At 47.9% G+C, this 23,919-nt stretch carries 22 protein-coding genes; 10 read left to right on the top strand and 12 right to left on the bottom strand.

Features of this window, described 5'->3' with window-relative positions:
* Positions 1–74: 74 nt before the first annotated feature.
* The 10 genes from KN811_RS00110 to KN811_RS00065 form a co-directional block, all read right to left on the bottom strand.
* On the bottom strand, positions 75–530 hold the full coding sequence (locus tag KN811_RS00110) for a FixH family protein (protein WP_187967460.1): 456 nt from the start codon (positions 528–530) through the stop codon (positions 75–77).
* Between the two features lie 192 nt (positions 531–722).
* Positions 723–2,141: a cytochrome c oxidase accessory protein CcoG gene (gene ccoG / locus KN811_RS00105; RefSeq protein WP_187967459.1), complete on the bottom strand. Its 1,419-nt coding sequence runs from the start codon at positions 2,139–2,141 to the stop codon at positions 723–725.
* 131 nt (positions 2,142–2,272) lie between these two features.
* Entirely contained in the window at positions 2,273–3,133 is an 861-nt protein-coding gene (locus tag KN811_RS00100; protein ID WP_187967458.1) for a cbb3-type cytochrome c oxidase N-terminal domain-containing protein, read from the bottom strand.
* Positions 3,130–3,315, bottom strand: a complete 186-nt coding sequence (locus tag KN811_RS00095) for a CcoQ/FixQ family Cbb3-type cytochrome c oxidase assembly chaperone (RefSeq protein ID WP_187967457.1) — start codon at positions 3,313–3,315, stop codon at positions 3,130–3,132. The genes KN811_RS00100 and KN811_RS00095 overlap by 4 nt, the downstream gene beginning before the upstream one ends.
* Positions 3,316–3,317: 2 nt before the next feature.
* Positions 3,318–5,516 carry a cytochrome-c oxidase, cbb3-type subunit I gene (gene ccoN / locus KN811_RS00090; RefSeq protein WP_187967456.1) on the bottom strand — a complete coding sequence of 733 codons (2,199 nt, stop codon included), beginning with the start codon at positions 5,514–5,516 and terminating at the stop codon, positions 3,318–3,320.
* A gap of 2 nt (positions 5,517–5,518) precedes the next feature.
* Positions 5,519–5,707 carry a cbb3-type cytochrome oxidase assembly protein CcoS gene (ccoS, locus tag KN811_RS00085; protein WP_187967455.1) on the bottom strand — a complete coding sequence of 63 codons (189 nt, stop codon included), beginning with the start codon at positions 5,705–5,707 and terminating at the stop codon, positions 5,519–5,521.
* Positions 5,708–5,792: 85 nt separating this feature from the next.
* Complete coding sequence (locus KN811_RS00080; protein WP_187967454.1) at positions 5,793–8,180, bottom strand: heavy metal translocating P-type ATPase; 2,388 nt, start codon at positions 8,178–8,180, stop codon at positions 5,793–5,795.
* A 188-nt stretch (positions 8,181–8,368) separates the two neighbouring features.
* Positions 8,369–9,091, bottom strand: a complete 723-nt coding sequence (gene ric / locus KN811_RS00075) for an iron-sulfur cluster repair di-iron protein (protein WP_187967453.1) — start codon at positions 9,089–9,091, stop codon at positions 8,369–8,371.
* 269 nt (positions 9,092–9,360) lie between these two features.
* Positions 9,361–11,148, bottom strand: coding sequence for a hypothetical protein (locus KN811_RS00070; RefSeq protein ID WP_216334632.1), 1,788 nt, complete (start codon positions 11,146–11,148; stop codon positions 9,361–9,363).
* 120 nt (positions 11,149–11,268) lie between these two features.
* Positions 11,269–11,889 carry a thioredoxin family protein gene (locus KN811_RS00065; protein WP_187967439.1) on the bottom strand — a complete coding sequence of 207 codons (621 nt, stop codon included), beginning with the start codon at positions 11,887–11,889 and terminating at the stop codon, positions 11,269–11,271.
* 464 nt (positions 11,890–12,353) lie between these two features.
* Here KN811_RS00065 and KN811_RS00060 point away from each other — a divergent pair, with 464 nt between their 5' ends.
* The 10 genes from KN811_RS00060 to KN811_RS00015 all read left to right on the top strand — a co-directional run bounded on the left by KN811_RS00060 (position 12,354) and on the right by KN811_RS00015 (position 22,566).
* Positions 12,354–12,857, top strand: a complete 504-nt coding sequence (locus KN811_RS00060; protein ID WP_187967438.1) for a c-type cytochrome — start codon at positions 12,354–12,356, stop codon at positions 12,855–12,857.
* A 62-nt stretch (positions 12,858–12,919) separates the two neighbouring features.
* Complete coding sequence (gene nosZ / locus KN811_RS00055) at positions 12,920–14,842, top strand: Sec-dependent nitrous-oxide reductase (protein WP_425596684.1); 1,923 nt, start codon at positions 12,920–12,922, stop codon at positions 14,840–14,842.
* A gap of 101 nt (positions 14,843–14,943) precedes the next feature.
* A complete protein-coding gene (locus tag KN811_RS00050) occupies positions 14,944–15,558 on the top strand; it encodes a hypothetical protein (RefSeq protein WP_187967436.1) in 615 nt (204 codons plus the stop codon).
* A 67-nt stretch (positions 15,559–15,625) separates the two neighbouring features.
* Positions 15,626–16,042 carry a nitrous oxide reductase accessory protein NosL gene (locus KN811_RS00045; RefSeq protein ID WP_247716375.1) on the top strand — a complete coding sequence of 139 codons (417 nt, stop codon included), beginning with the start codon at positions 15,626–15,628 and terminating at the stop codon, positions 16,040–16,042.
* A 13-nt stretch (positions 16,043–16,055) separates the two neighbouring features.
* On the top strand, positions 16,056–17,297 hold the full coding sequence (locus KN811_RS00040; RefSeq protein ID WP_187967434.1) for a nitrous oxide reductase family maturation protein NosD: 1,242 nt from the start codon (positions 16,056–16,058) through the stop codon (positions 17,295–17,297).
* Positions 17,291–18,055: an ABC transporter ATP-binding protein gene (locus KN811_RS00035; RefSeq protein ID WP_187967433.1), complete on the top strand. Its 765-nt coding sequence runs from the start codon at positions 17,291–17,293 to the stop codon at positions 18,053–18,055. The genes KN811_RS00040 and KN811_RS00035 overlap by 7 nt, the downstream gene beginning before the upstream one ends.
* A gap of 27 nt (positions 18,056–18,082) precedes the next feature.
* The gene (locus tag KN811_RS00030; RefSeq protein WP_187967432.1) at positions 18,083–18,865 is read left to right on the top strand and encodes an ABC transporter permease; all 783 of its coding nucleotides are present in this window, start codon (positions 18,083–18,085) and stop codon (positions 18,863–18,865) included.
* A gap of 70 nt (positions 18,866–18,935) precedes the next feature.
* Positions 18,936–19,874 carry a quinolinate synthase NadA gene (gene nadA, locus KN811_RS00025; RefSeq protein WP_187967431.1) on the top strand — a complete coding sequence of 313 codons (939 nt, stop codon included), beginning with the start codon at positions 18,936–18,938 and terminating at the stop codon, positions 19,872–19,874.
* A complete protein-coding gene (gene nadB / locus KN811_RS00020) occupies positions 19,871–21,352 on the top strand; it encodes an L-aspartate oxidase (RefSeq protein WP_187967430.1) in 1,482 nt (493 codons plus the stop codon). The genes nadA and nadB overlap by 4 nt, the downstream gene beginning before the upstream one ends.
* The gene (locus KN811_RS00015) at positions 21,349–22,566 is read left to right on the top strand and encodes a hypothetical protein (protein ID WP_187967429.1); all 1,218 of its coding nucleotides are present in this window, start codon (positions 21,349–21,351) and stop codon (positions 22,564–22,566) included. The genes nadB and KN811_RS00015 overlap by 4 nt, the downstream gene beginning before the upstream one ends.
* Before the next feature lie 74 nt (positions 22,567–22,640).
* Here the strand turns inward: KN811_RS00015 and KN811_RS00010 are convergent, their stop codons facing one another.
* Together KN811_RS00010 and KN811_RS00005 are read right to left on the bottom strand one after the other, a co-directional pair.
* The gene (locus KN811_RS00010) at positions 22,641–22,925 is read right to left on the bottom strand and encodes a hypothetical protein (protein ID WP_187967428.1); all 285 of its coding nucleotides are present in this window, start codon (positions 22,923–22,925) and stop codon (positions 22,641–22,643) included.
* Between the two features lie 74 nt (positions 22,926–22,999).
* A complete protein-coding gene (locus KN811_RS00005) occupies positions 23,000–23,596 on the bottom strand; it encodes a Crp/Fnr family transcriptional regulator (protein WP_187967427.1) in 597 nt (198 codons plus the stop codon).
* Positions 23,597–23,919 lie beyond the last annotated feature (323 nt).

Below are 23,919 nucleotides of genomic sequence, written 5' to 3'. Positions count from 1 at the left end.
TGTTACTGAGCTTGTCGAAGTAGGAGTTTTGGAAGTAAAACTAACCAACTCCCATACTCATCAACTGCTTATTATCAATACATTATTTTTTTATGGGTCAGGTAGTGGTTTTCGCCGTACTGCCAGTCTATCTCTACATTCCACCTTCCGGGGAGTAACTTTTCGTCCGGAATTATCAGTCTTCTTCCGGAAAGCTTCACGGAGATCTCAAAATCTTCTTTACTGTCCGAAGGTCTGTATAAGGATATGCTTCCGGAAATTTCTTCAGGCTTCAGATGATCCGGAAAATCAATATGAATTCCCTTCTTCGTTCTTTCAATACGGGGGTCCATCCCCTCCCTGCGGGTCTTTTGCTCGCGGTCCATATCCTCCTGGAAAGAAAGTTCCCTGGCATAATAGGCCTCTGTTACCAGCTGATGGTCGTATTTCTTTTGTGTATTCATCCGGATCACAAAGGAGAGAATGAATACGATAAATCCTATAAAAGCCAGTACGACAGCCGTACCCCAGTTTATTTTTAAGTGTCTCATCACAATGGATTTTGTTTGATACTATCTCTTTTCATTATTTTCCCAGCCTGTCGGGGATGTTAAAAGGCTGCCGTCCCTGTAAACAGACTAAACATTTCGGACCATAAACCTATCCGATACGGGACGACAGCCCGACTGCCAACTAAAAACCAAACGCTATTTCTTTTCTAAAAACTTGTTTCCGTAAATGTATCATCTATAACTCACCGGCCCCTGAAAGTTCACTGTTACGGTTTCTATTTGTTTGTCCTTCCGGTAGAGCCCGAGTTTAAGCCTTGTTTTGTCGCCTTCCAGTTGCGATTGCGGTAACTTTATAAACAGGGTCCCTTCGGCCATGCCCTGCCCGGGTATATGAAAACGCGCTCCCGACACCGGTTTTACCTCTCCTTCGTGGGAGAGCAGCCTGAAAGTGACACTGTCTATCTCTGCCGTGGTCTTGTTTACGGCCTTGTAGGTATAAACATTGCTGATAACGTTTGCCCCTTCGCGGCCGAACAGTTGCCCGGGTACGCGAAGCAGGGTCACTTCCACTTCATTCCTGAGAAACAGCAATCCGGTAAGCAGGCCCATCAGTATGAACAATACGGCAGCATAACCTTTCATTCTCGCCGTAACCCGGAAAGGGGTTTTTGTACGGATATTTTCTTCGCTGGCATACCGGATAAGCCCTTTCGGATAGCCTACTTTTTCCATAATATGGTCGCAGGCATCGATACAGGCCGTGCAGTTCACACATTCCAGCTGGGTGCCGTTGCGGATGTCTATCCCGGTGGGGCATACCTGTACACATTGCAGGCAGTCAATACAATCGCCATGTTCCAGGGCCTTCCTGTCTTCGGTCTTCCTGAACTTCTTTCTTCCGTTTTTTCCTTCTCCCCTTTTGTGGTCATAGGCCACTACTATGGATTTTTCGTCCAGTAATACCCCCTGCAGTCTTCCGTAGGGACAGGCGATGATACACACCTGTTCCCTGAACCAGGCAAAGATGAAATAGAACACCCCCGTAAAGATCAGCAGGGGAATAAAGGTGCCCAGATGACCGGCAGGGCTTTCCTTTATATATTCCAACACTACATCCCCTCCTATGAGATACGCCAGGAAAACATTGGCAATACCAAAGGATATGAGCACGAAAACACTCCATTTCAACAGGCGCTTCCTGATCTTTTCGGCATTCCAGGGCTGCCTGTCCAGCCGCATTTGCGCCCCGCGGTCGCCTTCGATCCGGTATTCGATCTTCCTGAAGACCATTTCCATAAAAATGGTCTGCGGGCAGATCCATCCGCAGAATATCCTTCCGAATGCTACGGTGAACAGCGCCAGGAAAACCACACCGATAATCATGGACAGGACAAACAGGTAAAAGTCCTGCGGCCAGAAGGGAAACCCGAATATGTGGAAGCGTCTTTCCAGTACGTTAAACAGTAGGAACTGGTTGCCGTTTATCTTGATAAAGGGGGCCAGGATCAAAAAGACCAGCAAGGCATAGCTCACCCATGTCCGCCAGGTGTAATACCTGCCGGAGGGCTTTTTAGGGAAGACCCATGCCCTTTTTCCTTCTTTATTTACGGTTCCTAACGAATCCCTGAAATTGTCATTTTCCTGTATCATCCGTACATTTTTCGGATTTGCCTTTATACAAGGCTTATGCTATGAATAAAGGGCTGCCCCGTAATAGTGAATAACGGGCATACGTTGTTCGACACCCTTAACTAACAAAACCCCTTTGGGCAGCCCTTTTTTTATTCCTGTTCCGCTTTCCACACTTCGCCTTCCGGCTCCTTGGGATTTGCCGGGGTCGTCCCCTGCAGGGCGAGTACATAACTGGCCACCTGCTGTATCTCACGCGGTCTGAGTGTCTGTTTCCAGGCGATCATCCCTTTCCCGGAACGGCCGCCTTCGGAAATGGTGTGGAATACATTTTTAATCCCCCCTCCCAATATCCAGTGGGTATCGGTCAGGTTCGGGCCTATTCCTCCTCCTCCGTCTGCCATATGACAGGCCACACAATTGGCCTGGAATGCGCTTTTCCCGGCTTCGAGATCGTCGGCTTCCGTAAGCAGGGTTACCGTATTGGCATCGACCAGGTCTTTTGCCGTTTCCTTATACCTCGCGATCGCTTCTTCTGCCCTGGCTATTTCATTTCGGAATTCTTCGGTCTGGTCTGCTCCGTCAAAAACGTGAAACCGCACCAGGTAAACCACGGCAAAGACGATAGACAGGTAAAACCCGTACAGCCACCAGGGCGGCAGGGAGTTGTCGAGTTCCCGGATACCGTCGTAATTGTGGTCCAGTAAAATTTCGCCTTCCTCTTCCATCGGTCTGGACCTGGTCAGCTTTTTGTACCATTTCCGGTACCACACTTCTTTTTCGGCCTTTGCTTCCCGTTGTTCTTCCGTCATCATCACCTCGGTAAGGCGCCGCAGTGCAGCCAATACGGCTTCCACGGCCACGAGAAGGATGGTAAATACCAGCATAAAGAGCAACACTTCCGGGTATTCGATAAAGGCGGGCTTGTCCCCGGAATCGATAAAATATTCCGCAGCCCCGAATACTACGGCTACTATGGCTATGACCCTGAGATAAGATGAAAATGTTCTCATAATTGCTCGTTTTCCTCCGGTTCCAACGGAATTTGCTTTACATTTTCTATATATTCCTTCCTCGCGGTAAAGACCCACAAGAACAGGCCCGCGAAAAAGAGAAAAAAGATGGACAGCGAGATGATGGGATAGATCTCAATCCCGGCGATACTCGCCATATGGTCCTTGATATATGTTAACATGGCTATTGATTTTTATCGGTGATACTTTCGTCCTTTATTTTGATATCGGTGCCCAATCGTTGCAGGTAAGCGATGAGCGCTACGATCTCCCGGTCCTTCATTTCCGTAAATTCCTCCCCGTTTTCCAGGGCGGCCTGTTTGTCTTCTTCATAAGCCCTGACAAAATCCGGGTCGTTGTGCAGGCTTTTTTCTATCATCGCGGCCTGTTTGTCCATATTTTCCCGGGCACGTGCAATATCCTCGTCGGTATAGGGTACGCCCAGGGAGACCATGGCTTTCATCTTGCCTTCTATATTATCGCGATCGTGCTTATTCCTGATAAGCCACTTATAACCGGGCATAATAGACCCCGACGATGTGCTCTGCGGGTCCCACATATGGTTAAAGTGCCAGTTGTCCGAATATTTCCCGCCCACGCGCAACAGGTCCGGCCCGGTCCGTTTGCTTCCCCAGAGGAAGGGGTGGTCGTAGACGTATTCGCCCGATTTGGAATACTCCCCGTACCGTTCCACCTCGCTCCGGAACGGACGTACCATTTGTGAATGACAGCCTACACACCCTTCACGGATATAAATGTCCCGGCCTTCCAGTTCCAGGGGTGTATAGGGTTTTACACTGGTGATCGTGGGGATATTGGATTTTACCATAAGCGTAGGTACAATTTCCACGATGCCCCCGATGAGGATGGCAATGGTAGCCAGGACAGTAAGCTGAACCGGCCTTCGCTCCAGCCAGGTATGGAAGCCTTCTCCTATCAGTTTTCCTTTCTTCACCCGTTGCAGGGCGGGAGCTTCGGCCAGTTCGTCATTGACTTTTTTTCCTTTTCGTATGGTTACTATAATATTATAGCAACCAATCAGGGCTCCGACGATATAGAGCGAACCGCCTATGGCACGCATCCAGTACATCGGGATGATCTGGGTCACGGTTTCCAGAAAGTTTCCATAGACAAGTGTCCCGTCCGGGTTGAACTGTTTCCACATGGAGGCCTGCACAAATCCGGCCACATACATGGGCAGGGTATACAATACGATCCCGAGTGTTCCTATCCAGAAGTGGAAATTGGCAAGCCCCGTGGAATACAACCTTGTTTTGAACATTCTGGGGACCAGCCAGTATATCATCCCGAAGGTGAGGAAACCATTCCACGCCAGTGCCCCCACATGTACGTGAGCGATAACCCAGTCGGTAAAGTGGGCTATGGCATTGACATTCTTCAGGGAGAGCATCGGTCCTTCAAAAGTGGCCATCCCATACCCGGTGATGGCTACGACCATGAATTTCAATACCGGGTCCGTACGCACCTTGTCCCAGGCCCCGCGAAGCGTAAGCAAGCCATTGATCATCCCTCCCCAGGAAGGGGCGATAAGCATAATGGAAAAGACCACCCCGAGGTTCTGTGCCCAGTCCGGAAGGGAAGAATACAACAAATGGTGCGGCCCGGCCCAGATATAGATAAATATGAGCGACCAGAAGTGAACAATAGATAATTTATAAGAATATATGGGCCTGTTGGCCGCTTTCGGTACAAAATAGTACATTAGCCCCAGGAAAGGCGTGGTGAGAAAGAAAGCCACGGCATTGTGCCCGTACCACCACTGTACCAGGGCATCCTGTACTCCCGCGTAAACGGAATAACTCTTAAGACCGCTGACCGGAACTTCCAGGCTGTTGAATATATGCAGTACGGCCACGGTGACAAAAGTGGCCAGGTAAAACCAGATCGCCACATACAAATGCCTTTGCCGCCGTTTTAATACGGTACCGATCATATTGACCCCGAAGGCCACCCACACCACGGCTATGGCTATGTCTATGGGCCATTCGAGTTCGGCGTACTCCTTGGAAGTCGTGTAACCGAGGGGAAGTGTAATCGCAGCGGAAAGGATAATAAGCTGCCATCCCCAGAAGTTGAAATTGCTCAGAAAATCACTGTACATCCTCGCTTTCAGCAGGCGTTGCAGCGAATAATAAACCCCGGCAAAAATGGCATTGCCCACAAAGGCAAAGATCACCGCGTTGGTATGTAGCGGCCGCAAACGTCCGAAGCTAAGCCAGGGGATCCCCCCGGTGAGGTTGGGGAACAAAAACAAAAAGGCGAGCAACAGGCCTACCGTCATCCCGATGATGCCCCAGAACATGGTGGCCAGCAAAAATTTCCGCACAATTTTGTTATCGTAGTAAAACTGCTCTATTTCCATATTTATGATGATTGTTTATTCTCCGTATTGCAGGATTGGTCGTCTTCAACCAGTTCGTCTTCGAAAAGCATGCGTACCGACGGGGTGTAACTGTCGCGATACTGCCCGCTCCTCACCGCAGTGATAAAAGCGATGAGAAATACGGCAGCTACGATAATACTTACGGTTATTAGTATGTAGATAACACTCATATCAATTGTTTTCCGAAACAAAATTACCTGTAGTCTTCCGGGCAAAACATGATTAAAATCATGTTTGGTTTTTTTGATTGCCGGTTCATGGATTATTTGGTTCTCTGCCGATGAAATTGGTCAGCAGGGTCACGAATATCACGATGGTCACGGAGCTCAGCGGCATCAGGATCGCTGCGATCACCGGGGATAATTTCCCGGTCACCGCAAAGGACAGCCCCGCGATATTGTAGAGAAAGGACAGTGCAAAACTTATTTTTACCACCTGCATTCCCTTTTTGGATATCCTGAGAAACTCATGGATCTCCCGAAATCGCGAAGCATCGAGAATGGCGTCACAAGCCGGGGAAAAGGCGTTGGTATCTTCGGCAATAACCACCCCGGCATTACTTTGTTGCAGGGCCCCGGCATCATTGAGCCCGTCGCCGACCATCATCACCCGGGCCCCGTTTTGCTGACATTGTCTTACATAGTTCAACTTGTGTTCCGGTTTCCGGTTAAAGCACATCTGTACACCGGGCGGCAACATTTTTTCCAGGGTCTTGCGCTCGCTTTCATTATCACCACTGAGGATAACCAGACGATATTTACCGGACAATTTCCGGAACAGGGAAGAAAGTCCTTGCCTGTACCTGTTTCCGAAAATGAACTTTCCCCTGTACCTGTTGTTCGTATTGATATGGACACTTGTTTTCGGAGAGGATTCCCGGTCCTCATTTCCGGCAAACGCCCCGGAACCTATGCGAATATGCTGTTCCCGGTAAGTCGCTTCTATTCCTTTTCCTATGCATTCCTCATACTCGTCGGGAGTGAGAATGTTATTGCTTTTCAATATGGTGTAGAGTTGCCTGCTGAGAGGATGGGCAGAATTCCGGAGCGTACTTTTAAGCATGTCTTCCTCCGTCCGGTTCAATGGTTCTCCCTCGTAGGTTATGCTCCCCTCCCTGGCGGACGTAATGGTCCCGGTCTTATCGAAAATGACGGTATCTATCGTTGCCAGCCGTTCTATGACCGAAGCGTTCTTAAGGTAGAATTTCCTCCTGCCGAAAATACGAAGCAGGTTGCCGAGGGCAAACGGGGCCGACAGGGCCAGGGCACAGGGGCAGGCGATGATAAGGACTGCGGTAAAAGCATTGAAGGCCGTATCCGTTTTTCCGAGCCACAGCCAATAGCTCAATGACAGCAATGCCACAGTCAGTACCACAGGGGTAAAATACCTGCTTACGGTGTTGGTGATGTTTGTATAACGCTCTTCTTTCTTTTCTTTAAAAGTATTGCTGGACCACAGTTTCGTGAGATAGCTTTGTGATACGGAACGCACGGCCTCCACCTCCACCAGTCCCGAAACCTGCCTGCCCCCGGCAAACAATTTAGCCCCGGGAGATCTGGATACGGGACGGGCCTCTCCCGTGACAAAACTGTAATCGATCAGGGCATTGCCTTTTATCAGCCTGCAATCCACGGGGATGAGTTCTTCATTGCGTATAAGGAGCCTGTCCCCCTTTTTTATATCGTATAGCTGTACGGCCTCTTCCCTTTCCCCAGAGATCCGCGTTACCGCGATGGGAAAATACGATTTGTAATCCCGTTCGAAGGAAAGAGAGGCGTAAGTCCTTTGCTGAAGGTATTTCCCGATAGTCATAAAAAAGATCAGCCCCGTGAGACTGTCAAAAAAACCGGGGCCATACCCGAAAACAATATCTGCCGTACTCCGCAGGAACATCACCGCGATCCCCAGGGCTATGGGAACATCGATATTAAGCAATCCGGAACGGAGACTACGGTAGGAGGACACAAAATAATCGCCGGCCACATAAAAAACGGCGGGCAGGGAAAGTGCAAACATCAGCCAGCGGAAGAACGGCTTGTACTGCTCCAGCCAGAATTCCCCCATTTCGAAATACTCGGGGAAGGACAACAACATCACATTGCCGAAAGCAAATCCGGCGATCCCCAGTTTATACAGGAGTGCCCTGTTTTCCGCAACGGGCTTGTCTTCGTAATTTTCAAGACTTATACGAGGTTCATACCCTATGGAACCGAGTAGCCATACTACTTCCTTCAGTGAAACATGCCTGCTGTCATAGGATATCCTCAGTTCTTTTCCGGGAAAGTCTACCTGGGAATACCTTATCCCCTTGTTGAGTCTTTTTAAATTTTCCAGCACCCATATACAGGAGCTGCAATGTATTCCCGGAATGCGGAGGTTCACAACCTGTATGTTGTCTTCGTAAAATTCCAGCAATTTTTCCGCAATGGCCTCATTGTCCAGAAAATCGTATTTGCCGGAAACCTCCCCCGGACGGGCTCCGGGGGTTCTATCCATGCTGTAATAGCCCTCCAGGCCATTCTCCGAAAGAATGTCATACACCGTCCTGCAGCCGGAACAGCAAAAATCCCTGTTCTCACGGACTATCGGTGTACCGGTACAGGAAGCGCCGCAATGAAAACAAACCCGGTCCGTATTCTCCATAATGCAATGATTTTGCAGCAAAGGTGCCAAACAGCAGCAGGAAATAACATGACATTTATCAGCTTATATTTCGTAATTTCATCTACGGATATGGACAGATGCGAGCAGTGTTATCTCTATACTGCCAAAACCCCTACTCCCGCGGAAACAAAAGCCGGACTCTCCTCCCCGGGTTCCGGGGGCCATTTCTATACCACGGTGTCCTGAAGTTTTACGGCTCCGGGGAAAAGGATATTGTTCTCGAGATGAATGTGGAGGTGCAGGTCTTTCTCAAACTCGTCCAGCATCGCAAACGCCACCCTGTAGGTATTACACGCATCCTGCGGAGGGGTGTAATTACCGGTTGTCCGGGCAATCTCCCTGAAACGCTCTCCTTCTTCGTCGTGTTCGTGTTTCATCACCGCAATGGGGTTTTCCACCCGGCCGAAATGTGACGCTTCAACAGTATTATCGTTGAGTTTCGCTTTAAACATTTTCCTGATATACGGGAACAGTACAAGTTCTTCCTTTTTCATATGCCGGCTTAACGCCCCGGCCGTTTCGGTAAACAGTTCATACACCTTGAACAGTTCCGGATGACGTTCCCCGTGCACCCTTCTCAGTTTATCCAGGAACTGCAGGAGTACGGGAATGGTATCTTCTACATAGCGATGGTGCTTTTTCTCGATATAATCCGTCAAAAGGTCCAGAGGCCATGACCTGTAATCGATAGCCTGGTCGGGTTGCGTGTTCAGTACCGTACTCAGGCTGTCCAGCAAAACGGTTTTGTCAATCCCCTTTTTGGTACACACTTCATCTATGGTGCGATCGCCTTTACAGCAAAAGTCAATGCCGTATTTCGTGAAAACGGCAGCTGTCCTGTAATCTTCAGCTACGAATTCACCGATCTGTTTGTTCATTAATGCTTCCATTTTCTCGTTGTTTTTTGTTTTTTAATGTCAGTTGAAATACAAACCAGCAGGTGGTTACGATACCGAAATCAGATCGGATAAATTCATCCTGCTCGAACAAAATTTTCCCGGGCCTTAGGACGGTCCCGAATTTTCACCGTACAAATTTGTCCTTTATAAGTATCTTATTTTATGATAGAGGTCATGTTCGAAAAAGTGGCGATACCATGGTCACCCGGGGAGATCATAAACTTAAAGTAACTTGAATTTCCGTTATTGAAACTTCCGGATTAAACCGGTTCGGGAATTTTAATTCCCCTTACGCCGGCTTTAAGACCGGCCAGCCGGGCTTTTATACTTTCCCGGTCACTGCCGAAAAAGGAGGTCCGTGTAAACAGGTCTTCATAATACGCTATTCCCAATAACAGGTTGTTCTTAAATGCATGCCATCGTTTAAGCCCGGCCCTTGTTGTGGTGCCGGTCTCTTCTTCGATCTCCTTGGTCAGGTAATCGATGTACAATTGTATTTCTTTAATGAACATGTGGGGCCTGTGGCTTTCTTTTTTCAGTACGGAAGTGTAACCATAGATGTGACGGACCATCTCCCGGAGCGAGACCTCCTTATGAAAATAAGCGATATTAGGGCCCGGGCATATAACCACCCCCTGTTGCTCTCCCCTGATCTCCATATTTTTTTCGAGATAGGCAGGATTAGCCAGGCCTACGCATAAACAGGATTTGGCGGTTATCTCCCTGCGGCGTTTCAGTATTTCCTGGCTGATCCCACCCTGTTCCGGTTCTGTTTCCTTTAACTTGGCCTGCTGATATTTTCTCGACGCCGTACAGATTCCTTCCTTACCAAACTCCGGATTGAGCGCCAGGAGTTTTTTGGGGCATGAACTCCCTGCCCTGTTGGCTTTTATCCGTTGTGCCTTAAAATAATCGTTCGTAGTTCCGGTTACGGTATTGAAGGGGACGCCCAGCGGCGATATATTGCTCCTGTAGAGGTCGTCCTCTCCGGCCCCGGCCAGCAGTTTGCGTGTTGCCCTATCTGTGGAGGTCGCTTCGGGAACCAGCAAAAAGGGCGACCCCCAGCCTACGGAATCCGCTTTATAGTGTTGCAACAGGAACTCGTGCTCTTCGAAAGTCCCTACTCCCCCTTGCACGGTGATACGGATGTCCATAGGCGATTCGGGGGCACGGATGCCTTTATCTTCCAGTGCTTTTACCAGTAATTCGTGGGCTGTTTTTGCGAGTTCCTGCCGTCGTTCTGCAAATTCTTCCATGATCGGTCCCAAAAGCAACCCGTCTGTGGCGAAGGCATGGCCCCCGCAGTTGAGTCCCGATTCAACACGGTATTCGGAGACCCAGATCCCTTTTTTGGCCAGAAAGCGCCCCTGTATCATGGCAGAACGAAAATCGCTTACCTTCAGCACTATTTTCTTTTTCAGCACACCTTCCCGGTCGGGAAAGAAATCTTTGAAAGTGCCCACATAGCTGTAAAGTGAAGGGTTCATCCCGGCGGAGAGCACTAAAGATGAATTAAGCGTGCTATTGGCAAATCCCCGTAAAGCCGCATGGGCATCATTATACAGGGAAGGCAGGGCTGTTTTACCCCGGTAATTCGTTTTATCGACCTTCGTCATAATGTTCACATCTATGGCTCCCGGAGACAGGTAGTCCCTGATGACCTTTCCGGCCCTGCCGAAAAACCTGTCGGAAGAAAGATTTTCCAGTTTTTTCTTTATCACCGATGTTTTCGGAAGCATGGTGACAAATTTTTCAAGTTCGTGCCTGTTCGTGGAAAGCTCTTCGGAAAATTTTTTAAACTTTTCCTTTACCAGTTTATCCATCAGGTCGAGATAGCCCGTAATTCGCCGGGCCCGGTAATCCTGTATTTTTGTCGGGATCGGGGTGTAGGGCAGACTGTATTTTTTACAGAAAAACGCCCTCATTTTTTCCGCAAGTTCGTCATCTACAATAGAAATTACCGAATCTATTCCATAAGAAGCCACCCGCAGCGGGGTATCGATCGTATAGGCCAGTCCCATTACGGGAATATGAAAGTTGTGTATCATCTTTTAGGGTTTATTCAGAGGAAAAGGTGCAAATATCAGCACTGATATGTTCCCGGGAGATGATAAATATCATGTACAGAAAAGCAGGGCTTTTTTATACGCTGTACTATCTTAATCCGTTTATTCCTTATTTTCCGAAGCCATCCTGCTTTCTGCCAATTCCACCAGATCTTCAATGATGGCTGTTCCCTTATCTTTATTGTACCATACCTGTAGGGATTCCTTAAAAGCGTCGTCGATTTTTCCGTTCTGACCTTTGTAGGCAGCCACCATATTCGCCGCTGTTCGCGATCTTGGCCCCCAGGTATGGACCACATTAAGTTCATTATCCAGTATGATAAGTTTGGGTATGGAACGTGTGCCGTCTGTTAAAAACAGGTCCATCAGCTCCGGGTTTTCGTCCCGCATGACGATGCGGAGATCAATACCGGGAACTACTTCACAGATCTTATTTAAAACAGGAATCGTCTGCGCCCCGTCGGCACACCAGCTTTCCATGATGACGAGCCAGGTCTGTTTTTTATCTATGTTTTTAAAACTCCTCATCGCCTTTTCCGGAATAACCAGGGTTTTGTCGATCCGGCGCATTCTGCTGGCATTCAGTTTTGTAAAATTTATACGTACCTCCGTTTGTTCCGGTCCTGTGGTCTTTCTCCCGGAAGCCAGTTGTTTTACCAGTTCGGTATAGGCTTTATAGGAAAGTGATTTTTGTATACTGTTTCTGATGATGTTGTTTTTCATGTCTCTTGGTCTCAATTAATTTTTTAAAATTGTTTTCGGGATAACTCAACCGAAAACACAGATTTCGTCCCCGGACCGGGATATTGTTCCAGTCGGTATAAGTCGAATACTACCTGTCAAATATATTTCCATACCGGCCCCGGTATACCGCTGTTCAGATCATTGAACGCAACATAAAAACCGCCAAGTAAAAGGATAGCGACAAATAAAACTGCCGTGTTCTACATCCGGCAAATATAGAAGACGCTCAAAGCGGAAAACATGACTTAAGTCATCCCGGGAATAAAAACGGTTTTTCTGTGAATACCCGGCAACGGGTCTGAAGGTTTGTCTGTGGTACACCCGTTTTAAATGATAAGGATTACAAAAATATGTTCTAAGTACGGGAATATGACAGAAATCATATTTTCCCGCTAACCCGCCTCCTACCTTTACACCGATTTACACAAACAAAAACACGGAACATGAGTACTATTGAAAAAACAATGTTACTGCTCTTCGGGATTCTGCTCACGGCATGTGGCGGCACCCCGGAAAAAAAGGAAAAGTTTACGTATGAAAGAACAAAAACTGAAAAAAAGGTCAAAGCCGAAGATCAGGTTGCCAAAAATAAGGCCGCCGCTGATATAACGAGCCTGGACAATAAAGGTATAGGCCCGGTTAAAAACGTAACATTAGGCGCCGAAATAGATCAGGCTATGGCCCGGGCAGGAAAGGAACTGTTTAAAAGCAAATGTATGTTGTGCCATAAACCGGATAGGAAATTCATAGGCCCTGCACCTCAGGGGGTACTGGACCGCCGCTCCCCGGAATGGGTTATGAATATGATCTTAAACCCGGAAGTCATGGTCAAGGAAGATCCCATTGCAAAGCAATTGCTCATGGACTATAACGGATCGCCAATGGCCAACCAGGGACTTACGGAAGAAGAGGCGAGAAAGATCTTGGAGTATTTCAGAACACTTTAAAAATCATCGAAAATCTAAAAACAATGAAACTAACAATCAAAAGTTTACCCATATTCGCGCTAATGGCCGTTATGTTTAGCGGTTGCAATAACAGCAAGTCACCCAACGGCAATCGCGGGGCTTTGGCCTCTACTGCCGCAGAAAAAGTATACGTTCCGCCCGGGGAACACGACGAGTTTTACGCCTTCTTTTCCGGAGGATACAGCGGAAACCTCACCGTATACGGATTACCGTCGGGCAGAATGTTTAAGGAAATTCCCGTGTTTTCACAATTCCCCACCAACGGGTACGGGTATTCGGAAGAAACCAAACCCATGTTAAACACCTCTCACGGATTTATTCCCTGGGACGATCTGCACCATCCTGATATTTCACAGACCGATGGAAAACTCGACGGAAGGTGGATCTTTGTAAACGGGAACAATACCCCGCGTATTGCAAGGATTGACCTTAAGACCTTCGAAACCGATGAAATAATCGAAGTGCCCAACAGCGCAGGGAACCACAGCTCGTCTTTTGTCACTGAAAACACCGAATACGTAGTGGCCGGCACCCGTTTTTCTGTACCTGTGCCTCAAAAGGATATTTCCATAAAAGAATACAGGGGAAATTTTAAAGGCGCCTTGTCCTTTATTGAAGTAGCACCGGAAACCGGCAGGATGAACCTGAAATTCCAGATCATGATGCCGGGATTTGATTATGACCTGTCACATCCCGGGCGCGGGAAATCACACGGCTGGTTTTTCTTTACCACCTATAATACCGAAGAAGCCAACACACTTCTGGAGGTTAATGCTTCACAAAACGACAAAGATTTCATCGCGGCCGTAAACTGGAAAAAGATCGAGGAATACATAAACAACGGAGGGGGCACAAAAATGCCCGCCGAATATGCCCATAATGTGTATGACCATAGTACCCACAGCGCCAAAAGCACTATAAAAAAAGAGGTTTTAATGGTAGATCCCACTAAAGTGCCCGGTGCCGTTTTCCTTCTCCCCACACCAAAATCGCCCCACGGGTGTGATGTGGACCCGACAGGAAAATACATTATAGGAAACGGAAAACTTTCGGCAGACCTGACCATCCACTCCTTTGGCAAAATGATCGCAGCCATTGAAGCGGAGAAATTTGACGGAGACGCTTACGGAATTCCCATCCTGAAATTCGAAGACGTTCTGGCCGGCCAGGTAAAAAGCGGCGGGCTCGGCCCCCTGCATACCGAATTTGACGGGAAAGGAAATGCCTATACCACATTTTTTATCTCTTCGGAACTGGTAAAATGGAATGTGGAAACCCGCGAAGTCATAGACCGGCAACCTAACTATTATTCCGTAGGCCACGTTATGATACCCGGCGGAAACTCGGCAGCACCTTTCGGCAAATACGCTGTTGCCATGAACAAGATCACGAAAGACAGGTACCTGCCTACAGGCCCGGAACTGGAGCACTCGGCCCAGCTGTTTGACATCTCGGGAGAGAAAATGGAACTCTTGCTGGACTTTCCAACGCACGGAGAGCCCCATTATGCCGCCGGGATACCCGCAGAAATACTGGCCCCGGAGTCACAAAAAATATACAGGCTGGAAGACAACAAGCACGAATTTGCCGCGCTTGGCGGCGACGAAACCCGCGTAGAACGTCATGGAAATGAAGTTCATGTTTATATGTCAATGATACGCAGCCACTTTACCCCGGACAATATAGAAGGGATCAGGGTTGGCGATAAAGTATACTTTCACATCACCAACCACGAGCAGGACTTTGATGTACCTCACGGTTTCGCCATGATCGGTGCCAATAATGCCGAATTGCTCATTATGCCGGGACAAACCAGGACCCTGGTCTGGGAACCTGGGCAAGTAGGGGTATGGCCATTTTATTGTACCGATTTCTGTTCTGCGCTACACCAGGAAATGCAGGGATATGTGCGGGTTTCACCGGCAAATTCCGATATTAAACTAAGCTGGTCTCTCGGAGAATAATGCTCATACCTGGTGATAGGAATAAGGATATGATTGCTACTGTTTCCTGAAAAGGCGGGAGCAAAACCAATCTGCTCCCGCTTTTTCACAAAAGACAAGACATGAAAAAAGCTGGAATATTAATGATCCTGGGGTCACTCCTCCTCCTGGGGCTTTTCGAATTTCCCCTCTGGAATATTATGCTGGGCGCACCGCAATACCCGGAACCTCTCGGGATGAATATTTATATAAACGGCATTAAGGGGGTAAGCGAATTTGACATTCAAAATATCGATGGTCTCAATCACTATATAGGAATGCAGACCATTCCGAAACCACGGGAAATGTGGGAATTCCGGGTCTTTCCCCTGGTTATCGGCACTATGGCGGCACTGGGTGTTGTAATAGGGTTGCTGGGGTTCTTCGGCAAAGTAAACCATTGGTGGTTTTTGGGATGGTTCGGCCTTATGGCTGTTCTCGGTATTCTGGGCATGTACGATTTTAACCTATGGCTCAACGATTACGGAACCAACTTAGACCCGAATGCCATCATGAAAATGACCCGTCCCAATGGTAGACCCATGACCTACAAACCACCCCTTTTCGGACATCAGAAAATGCTGAATTTCGATGTGGATTCCTGGCCGCACACCGGGGGCTACCTCATGTTCGCAGGAATGACATTGACCCTTGTGGCCTTTTTCATAGGGAAAAAGAGTAAAAACATAGCATCGTAACAAAATGCACTTTTCAATTTCATTAAAGATCAACACCGTGAAACCCATACTTTCAATATTAATTTTAATGTGGTTTACCTCCTGCGAGATAAAGCCCAAACCTATCAATTACGGAAGCGATAATTGCCAATACTGCAATATGACCATCGTAGACAAACAACACGCCGCGCAGATCGTAACCGATAAGGGCCGTGTATATAAATTCGACGCCATTGAGTGTATGCTCAATTACACCCGGGAAAACACGGCCCGCCCCGTGTCGATATACCTGGTCAATGACTTTAAAAACCCCGGCGAACTTATAGATGCCACAAACGCCACCTATTTGATAAGTCCGGAAATATCAAGCCCTATGGGGGCCAACCTTTCCGGGTTTCATTCAAAACAGGAGGCCCGGGAAACACAGGCCAATCATGACGGAACACTCTACGATTGGGAACAGCTGGTGACACACTTTAAAAAAGAAGAAAAACGGGACCATTAAAATTTCATCGCAAATGATCAAACTGTTTTCACATATCACGATGGTGTTTTTCCTTATGACATCCGTACTGTCTGCACAAAAAACGGAGGTCTGTAAAACCTGTGAGATCTCCACCATCGCCCGGGCCGTGGAAAAAGCAAAGCCGTTTGACACCATTGAGGTCCGGGCGGGTACATATAAGGAATACAATATCGGTATTACCAAACCCCTCACCATTACAGGAGAAGGCAACCCTGTTATCGATGGAGAGCACAAAGGCGAAATTATTACCATCCGGAGCGATAATGTGACCCTTGCCGGTTTTACCCTCGTCAATGTGGGTACCAGCTACACTACCGATTATGCCGCAATACGGGTCGTGAAAAGCAAGGATTTCAATATCCGTAACAATACGCTGGAACGGCTTTTCTTTGGCATTTACCTCGAAAAGGCCAGGCAGGGAAAAGTACTGAACAACACCATTAAGGGCGATGCCGTGAATGAATACAACTCGGGTAATGGTATTCAGCTGTGGTATTCCAACAATGTGGAAGTAAGCGGGAATACCGTACAAAACGTACGCGACGGGATCTATCTGGAATTTTCAGACAACATAGAGATCCGGAACAACAAAAGCATTGACAACCTGCGGTACGGCCTGCACTTTATGTTTTCAAATCACGATACCTATACAGAAAACCTTTTTGAAAATAACGGTGCCGGAGTTGCGGTCATGTTTTCAAAATTTATAAAAATGCGGGATAACACCTTCAGGAAAAACTGGGGGCCTTCGTCCTATGGCCTGCTCCTCAAAGAAATTACGGATTCGGAACTGACCCGGAACACTTTCGAAAGTAACACCCAGGGCGTTCGTGCAGAAGGAGTGTCGCGAATGACCTTTACAGAAAACGATTTTGCAAACAACGGTTATGCGGTCAAAATCCAGGGAGCCTGTTATAGCAATACATTTTCCCGCAACAACTTCCTGTACAATACTTTTGACCTTTCGTATTCCGGGCGTATAAATGAAAACAACTTTGACCACAACTACTGGAGTGATTATTACGGCTATGATCTCAACAGGGACGGTACGGGCGATGTGCCTTACCGCCCGGTAAAGCTCTTTTCTCATATGACCAACCGGATTCCCGAGGCTATTGTATTGCTGCGCAGCACTTTCACCGGGCTGCTCGATTTTTCGGAAAAAGTAACCCCCGTATTTACACCACCCGGACTGATGGACAATGCTCCGGAAATGAAAAAAATTATATGGTAAGTATTCAAAATCTAAATAAGGCTTTCGGTCGCAACCAGGTACTGGACAACCTCTCCCTGCAAATAAATCAAAAGGGGGTTACCGCCATACTGGGGCCCAACGGCTCCGGGAAAACGACCCTGATAAAAAGCATACTGGGAATGACCATTCCCGACAAGGGGACCATAACCATAAACGGCAGGGATATTAAAAAGGACGTGCTGTACCGGGAAAACCTCGATTACCTGCCGCAGATCGCCGATTTTCCCGATAACCTGAAAGTAAAAGAACTCATAAAAATGATCAAGGACCTGCGGAACAAACCCGCACGGGATGAGACCCTGATCCGGTTTTTCGGGCTGGAACCTTTCCTGGATAAAAAACTCAACACCCTGTCCGGCGGTACCCGCCAGAAGGTCAACCTCATACTGGCCTTTATGTTCGACAGCCCCTTAATGATCCTGGATGAACCTTCTTCCGGGCTCGATCCCGTATCCCTGATCCGCCTGAAGGAATGGATAAACATGGAAAAGGCACAAGGCAAGATCATACTCGTTACCTCCCACATTATGAGTTTCGTAGAGGAAATCGCCGAAAATATAGCATTCCTGCTCGACGGGAAGATCTATTTCAACGGCTCCCTCTCCCAATTAAGGACAAAAACAGGCCAGGAAGACCTCGAACATGCCATTGCAAGCCTGTTGCTCCCTTCGACTCCGCTCAGGGACCGGGGCAAACCTCCCCTTCGATCTTGCCCGGCTCCCAATCTTAAACTTTGAACATTGAACCTTAAACCCGGCAACGTCATGCTAAAAATCATCAAATACAGTTTTTTCGACCTGGTACGCAGCAGGTGGAGCTATGCTTATTTCCTGTTCTACCTGCTCCTGGCTGCGGTGTTGCTGTTTCTCAACAACAATCTTTCCGGGGCCATTATAACGCTTATGAACGTCAATATTATCCTGGTACCGCTTATCGCTACCGTTTTCGGGGTGATGTATCACTACAATTCCAGGGAATTTACCAACCTCCTTCTCGCCCAGCCCTTAAAGCGGAGTGCCATTTTTACCGGGCAGTACCTGGGCATCGCCGGCTCACTTTCCCTGAGCCTCGTTCTCGGGCTCGGTATTCCGTTTGCCGCATACGGTCTTTTCCGCTCGACAATGATCTGGAATTTTGCCATATTAATGATCACAGGTGTGGCCCTGACCTTTATTTTTACTTCTCTGGCATTTAATATTGCGCTATCTAACGAAAACAGGATCAAGGGCTTCGGTTATGCCATATTGTTATGGTTGCTGCTGGCCGTAGTGTACGACGGTATTTTTTTGCTGCTGCTGGCCAGCTTCCAGGAATACCCGCTGGAAAAATTTTCCCTGGCCGCTACGGTGCTCAACCCCATAGACCTGTCGCGCATACTCATCCTCCTGAAGCTCGATATATCCGCATTGCTCGGATATACAGGTGCTGTTTTCAAACAATTTTTCGGCACTTCAACGGGAAGTATCCTTTCCTCCCTGATGTTGTTGCTGTGGATAGTGTTGCCCCTGTGGAGAATGAGAAAAACAGCGGAGAGAAAAGATTTTTAAGTGTGATGCAGGGCCGGAATTGCACAGAAGGCCCCATCCTCCTCTGAACCAGACCAAAAATAATCAACCCATGCGGGATAACAATTTTTATTATAAAGAGATCAAAAGGCTTCTGGAGGACAAAAATGCGCTTCTCCTCGCCCATTGCTACCAGGACAAGGCCATACAGGACCTTGCCGACTTTGTAGGGGATAGCCTGGACCTCGCCCGTAAAGCTGTCCGGACAGAAGCCGCTGTCATTGTTTTTGCCGGGGTATATTTTATGGCGGAAACTGCAAAGATCCTGAACCCGGATAAAAAAGTGCTCCTTCCCGACCTTTCCGCAGGCTGCTCGCTTGCCGACCATTGCCGGCCCGAAGAGTTTGCCCGTTTCCGTGCCAGGTATCCCGGGCACCAGACGGTAAGCTATATCAACACCGGTGCCGGGATAAAGGCCATGAGCGATTACGTATGTACTTCCTCCAACGCCGAAGACATCATTCGTTCCATACCCGAAGACCAGCCCCTTATTTTTGCACCGGATAAAAACCTCGGAAATTATCTCAATAAGATCACAGGACGCCATATGATATTGTGGGAAGGCTCCTGTATCGTACACGAGGCTTTTTCGAAGGAAAAGCTCATACAATTATATCGCAAAAACCCGGAAGCAAAGATCGTGGTACACCCCGAATCCGAAGCACCCGTATTACAGATCGCACATTTCATAGGTTCGACCTCACAAATACGGGAATATATCCGGAACAGCAATTCAACTTCCTTCATTATAGGAACGGAGGCAGGTATCATACACCAACTGGAAAAAGAATCCCCCGGCAAGCAATTCATCCCTCTTCCGTCACACGAAGACAACAGTTGCGCCTGTAGCGAATGTGCCTTTATGAAAGTGAATACCGTAGAAAAGCTATACCGTTGCCTGCGGGACGAGACACCCGAGATATTTGTGGATGAAACACTGCTCGAAAAAGCGCTCCTCCCCATCCGGAAAATGCTAAGCCTGTCCAGATGAAACCTGTCGATATACTCATCCTCGGTTCCGGTATTGCCGGGCTGTCATTTGCCATACAACTGGCCGAACGCCGGCCCGGAGTTTCCATCCGGGTCTGTTCCAAAGCCGATACCCTGGAAACCAATACCCGTTATGCACAAGGCGGGATCGCCGCTGTAACGGATTTTACGGCAGATTCTTTTGAGCAACATATAAGGGACACCTTTACAGCAGGTCGGGGACACTGCAACAAAAATGCTGTCAGGGCTATTATAGAAGCCGCCCCGGAGCGCATCGCCGAACTGGCGCAATGGGGAGTACCTTTTGACCGGAACACAAAAGGGAAATGGGACCTCGGCCTGGAAGGCGGACATTCCCGGCCGCGCATCCTCCATTGCAGGGACCGGACCGGTTTTGACATCGTTCAAGCCTTGTTGCGCCGGGCCGGGAGCTATAAAAACATTACGTTTTATCCCGGGCTGTTTGCCGTAGACCTGTTGGTCCGGAACAACCAATGCTACGGTATCCGGTATATGGATACGGGCAACGGGGAAATAAAAAGCAGTTATGCAAAAATCACCTTCCTGGCCACTGGCGGAAGCGGACAGGTATTCAGGATCACCACCAACCCGAAAATCGCTACCGGGGACGGGGTTGCCATGGCCGCCCGGGCCGGGGTAGAGATCGGGAATATGGCTTTTTACCAGTTCCACCCCACAGCGCTCGCCGCCGGGCAAAGTAATCCTGCCTTTCTGATCTCGGAAGCCGTACGGGGTTTCGGGGCATATATCATCAATGCGGAAGGAGAACGGTTTCTGTTCCGTTATCACCCCAGGGGAGAACTGGCTACCCGTGACATCGTGAGCCATGCCATTTTCTCGGAATACGGGAAAAACAAAATGAACCGCGTGTACCTGGACTGCCGTCATCTTGACAAAACAAAATTCCACAGGCATTTTCCGGGCATAGCCGACCGGTGCCGGAAAACGGGATTCGACCTGTTTAAAACCCCTGTTCCCGTTATGCCGGCCGCCCATTATCAATGTGGTGGTATTGCCATTAGCCTTCAGGGTAAGACCTCTGTTAAAAACCTCTATGCCAACGGTGAGTGTGCCTGCAGCGGCCTGCACGGTGCCAACAGGCTCGCTTCGAATTCCCTTCTGGAAGCCGTGGTCATTGCACACAAAGCCGCCGTGGAGATCTCATCGATTATTGACTATATTGCATTCCCCGTTTTCCCGGAAATCCCCGGAAATCCCGGTCGCGGTACCGGCCGGAAGATCATGCCGGATGAAGTTAAGCGTATTAAAAGACAATTACAGGAACTCATGTATAATTACTATACCGGAAAAACTGCCGGAAGCCGTACTGAAAAAGAGGTCGTGAAAATCCGGGAACTCGTTTCCCGGAAAGGAGACCTTCCAAAGCGTGCAGGCAGTCTTTCCAGGGAACTCTGCGAACTGGAAAACATGATAACTATTGCCCGATTGATGTTATGAACCTCGTAAAGAACCATACCCGTATCGCTCTTTTCTTTTTCTTCCTGACCGCCCTGCTGGGTGTCCTGCTACGGGCTTACCCCCTGGCGGACTTCTCTTTCAACTATCGCTACATGGTACACGCACATTCCCATATTGCCCTTCTGGGATGGGTGTATATCGGGCTTACCGCTGTTATTTACCGGCTGTTTCTCCGGGAGACCAAACAATTCAAAACATACCGGAATATCTTCCGGGCAACCCTGGTGGCCCTTGTCGGAATGCTGGCCACTTTTCCCTTATGGGGTTATCACCCCTACTCCATTTTCTTTTCCACCCTGTTTATCCTGGTAAGTTACGCCTTTACATGGTTCTTTATCCGTCAAACCCCGCAACGATACCGCAAAAGATATTCATTTAAATGTGTAAAGGCGGGGCTTTACTATATGGTCGTCTCCAGCCTGGGACCCTGGGCCCTGGGGCTTATTATGAATACCCTGGGAAGCACGTCGGTATGGTACAAAACTGCCATTTATTTCTACCTGCACTTCCAGTACAACGGCTGGTTCCTTATGGCGCTGTGCGGCTTTCTGTTTTTTATACTCGAATCCCGAAAAGCGCCTGTAAACCCCGGACGGTCCCGCCTGTTTTACCGGATGCTGAACACGGGGATAATCCTCAGCTTTTTCTTGTCCGTGTTATGGACAGAACCTCATCATATCTTTTACGTCCTCGGTTTGTTGGGGGCTGTGATCCAGTTATGGGCATATACCGTATTCTTTAATATAGTCCGGTCGTCCCGGATCTTTTCCGGCGGAAAAACGGGATTGTCAAAGAGTGTTGTTTTTCTTTTAAAATTAAGCGGCACACTCCTTGCTGTGAAGTTACTGTTACAATGTTTTTCTGCTGTTCCCGAAATAGCAAAGATAGCTTACCACACTCCCGGGTTTATCATAGGCTACCTGCACTGGACATTCCTGGGGGTGATCTCCCTCGCCCTGTTTGCTTTCTTTTCATATTTCAGGTTATGGACGCTTTCCCGCCGGGCTATCGGGATCTACCTGGCCGGTTTTTTTATTACGGAGTTCCTGATCTTTTACAAGGGGGTGGCACTGTGGCTGCAATGGCCCCTGCCTGAACATTATTACCTGTTGTTGTTTTCCGGAAGTATTCTTTTTCCCGTTGCAACGGGAATATTGTTTTTTCAAAACCTGAAGACATTTAACGGTAATTGAGTCACCGGCATCCGTAGGTACAATAAAAACGCCCCCTACTCTTTTGTCCTGTCCCCCGCGTTGCCCGAAGCCTTCTAAAACAACAAGTAACCGGTAATGACCATCATACTGGTGGACAAGCTAATCAACAATGCGTTGAAAATGAACTTCGGTCTCAACTGGGCAAGGACCGTGGCATTATACGCCATGGCCACGGCTACAACGAGAAATAACTGTAACATCTGCCAGATCCCGTAACCATTCATAAGAATAAGCATGGCCGCAATGGAGCCGATACAACTGGACGCTATGATCCCTATGGTAATGGAAGCGTAATACATCTCCCGGAATTTCAGAAAAAGTGTTTGATAGAGTTGCATAAGCCGTATTTTTATGTTTGATATAAAAGTACAGCCCGTTTTTATGGCAGCATATGATCTAAGTCATAATGACGCTACCTGTAGAGTTTACGCTTTAAGATCTTTACCGCCCCTTTCTTTTCCAGGCATTTGCTGGCACGGATCACGGTTTCCACACGAAGGCCCGTAAGGTCTGCGATCTGCTGGCGGGTGAGGTTTACTTTAAAGGAAAAAGGTGCTTCCAATCCGTATACATGTTTTTTAAGGTAATCCAGGATACGTAATATACGGTGTTCCGGTTCCTGACTGGACAATTCGCTGGCCATGATGGCTTTATAGTATAACCTCCGGGCCAGGGTATCCGTAATTTTCAGATGTTCTTCGGGATGTGTATTCAACAGATCGAAAAAAAAGGGTTTGGGGAGTACATAAATATATGTATCTGAAAGTGCTTCCGCATTGGCCGGGTAGGTCACATCGATAAACAACGGGGGTTCTCCAAAGCTCTCGCTTTCCTGAAATATTCCCTGTATGAATTCTTTTCCTTCCTCGTTAAAATTGTTCATTTTTACACCCCCGGAATGTACCTGGTAGTAGTTCCGTGCACTTTGTTTTTCAAGGAATATCCGGTCTCCTTTATCGTATGACACCAATTTTGCCCCGAAATCCAGTAATAAATCTGTAGTGATCATAATTGCCTTTTGTTTCCCCGGCTGAAAGTATGCTGCGTAATTATAAAATGCGAAGATGCTAAATGGTTTATAAAAATAATATGATATTGATCATGTTTTTTATAGCAGGGGTTCTCACGTCAAAACACAAACAGTTACTTCGAATAAATTGAGAATACAAATAACCTGATCAAAGAAAAGAAGAATTGTAAGGCTCCCCTAAAAAACAAAGCGTTCTTAATTAGAAAAACGTTTAAATTTAGGGTAATGAAAAAAACACGACACACCGAAACACAGATCATCAAGATCTTAAAGTCTCAGGAAGCCGGACAGTCTGTTACAGA

Origin of the sequence: Sinomicrobium weinanense (assembly GCF_018863395.1) — a bacterium.
Classification (GTDB): domain Bacteria; phylum Bacteroidota; class Bacteroidia; order Flavobacteriales; family Flavobacteriaceae; genus Sinomicrobium; species Sinomicrobium weinanense.
This window is presented reverse-complemented; position numbering and strand designations above follow the sequence as displayed.

Coding starts and splice junctions, on each gene's coding strand:
- KN811_RS00110 (WP_187967460.1), bottom strand. CDS start 530: ATGAGACACTTAAAAATAAACTGGGGTACGGCTGTCGTACTGGCTTTT.
- ccoG (WP_187967459.1), bottom strand. CDS start 2,141: ATGATACAGGAAAATGACAATTTCAGGGATTCGTTAGGAACCGTAAAT.
- KN811_RS00100 (WP_187967458.1), bottom strand. CDS start 3,133: ATGAGAACATTTTCATCTTATCTCAGGGTCATAGCCATAGTAGCCGTA.
- KN811_RS00095 (WP_187967457.1), bottom strand. CDS start 3,315: ATGTTAACATATATCAAGGACCATATGGCGAGTATCGCCGGGATTGAG.
- ccoN (WP_187967456.1), bottom strand. CDS start 5,516: ATGGAAATAGAGCAGTTTTACTACGATAACAAAATTGTGCGGAAATTT.
- ccoS (WP_187967455.1), bottom strand. CDS start 5,707: ATGAGTGTTATCTACATACTAATAACCGTAAGTATTATCGTAGCTGCC.
- KN811_RS00080 (WP_187967454.1), bottom strand. CDS start 8,180: ATGGAGAATACGGACCGGGTTTGTTTTCATTGCGGCGCTTCCTGTACC.
- ric (WP_187967453.1), bottom strand. CDS start 9,091: ATGGAAGCATTAATGAACAAACAGATCGGTGAATTCGTAGCTGAAGAT.
- KN811_RS00070 (WP_216334632.1), bottom strand. CDS start 11,148: ATGATACACAACTTTCATATTCCCGTAATGGGACTGGCCTATACGATC.
- KN811_RS00065 (WP_187967439.1), bottom strand. CDS start 11,889: ATGAAAAACAACATCATCAGAAACAGTATACAAAAATCACTTTCCTAT.
- KN811_RS00060 (WP_187967438.1), top strand. CDS start 12,354: ATGAGTACTATTGAAAAAACAATGTTACTGCTCTTCGGGATTCTGCTC.
- nosZ (WP_425596684.1), top strand. CDS start 12,920: ATGGCCGTTATGTTTAGCGGTTGCAATAACAGCAAGTCACCCAACGGC.
- KN811_RS00050 (WP_187967436.1), top strand. CDS start 14,944: ATGAAAAAAGCTGGAATATTAATGATCCTGGGGTCACTCCTCCTCCTG.
- KN811_RS00045 (WP_247716375.1), top strand. CDS start 15,626: ATGTGGTTTACCTCCTGCGAGATAAAGCCCAAACCTATCAATTACGGA.
- KN811_RS00040 (WP_187967434.1), top strand. CDS start 16,056: ATGATCAAACTGTTTTCACATATCACGATGGTGTTTTTCCTTATGACA.
- KN811_RS00035 (WP_187967433.1), top strand. CDS start 17,291: ATGGTAAGTATTCAAAATCTAAATAAGGCTTTCGGTCGCAACCAGGTA.
- KN811_RS00030 (WP_187967432.1), top strand. CDS start 18,083: ATGCTAAAAATCATCAAATACAGTTTTTTCGACCTGGTACGCAGCAGG.
- nadA (WP_187967431.1), top strand. CDS start 18,936: ATGCGGGATAACAATTTTTATTATAAAGAGATCAAAAGGCTTCTGGAG.
- nadB (WP_187967430.1), top strand. CDS start 19,871: ATGAAACCTGTCGATATACTCATCCTCGGTTCCGGTATTGCCGGGCTG.
- KN811_RS00015 (WP_187967429.1), top strand. CDS start 21,349: ATGAACCTCGTAAAGAACCATACCCGTATCGCTCTTTTCTTTTTCTTC.
- KN811_RS00010 (WP_187967428.1), bottom strand. CDS start 22,925: ATGCAACTCTATCAAACACTTTTTCTGAAATTCCGGGAGATGTATTAC.
- KN811_RS00005 (WP_187967427.1), bottom strand. CDS start 23,596: ATGATCACTACAGATTTATTACTGGATTTCGGGGCAAAATTGGTGTCA.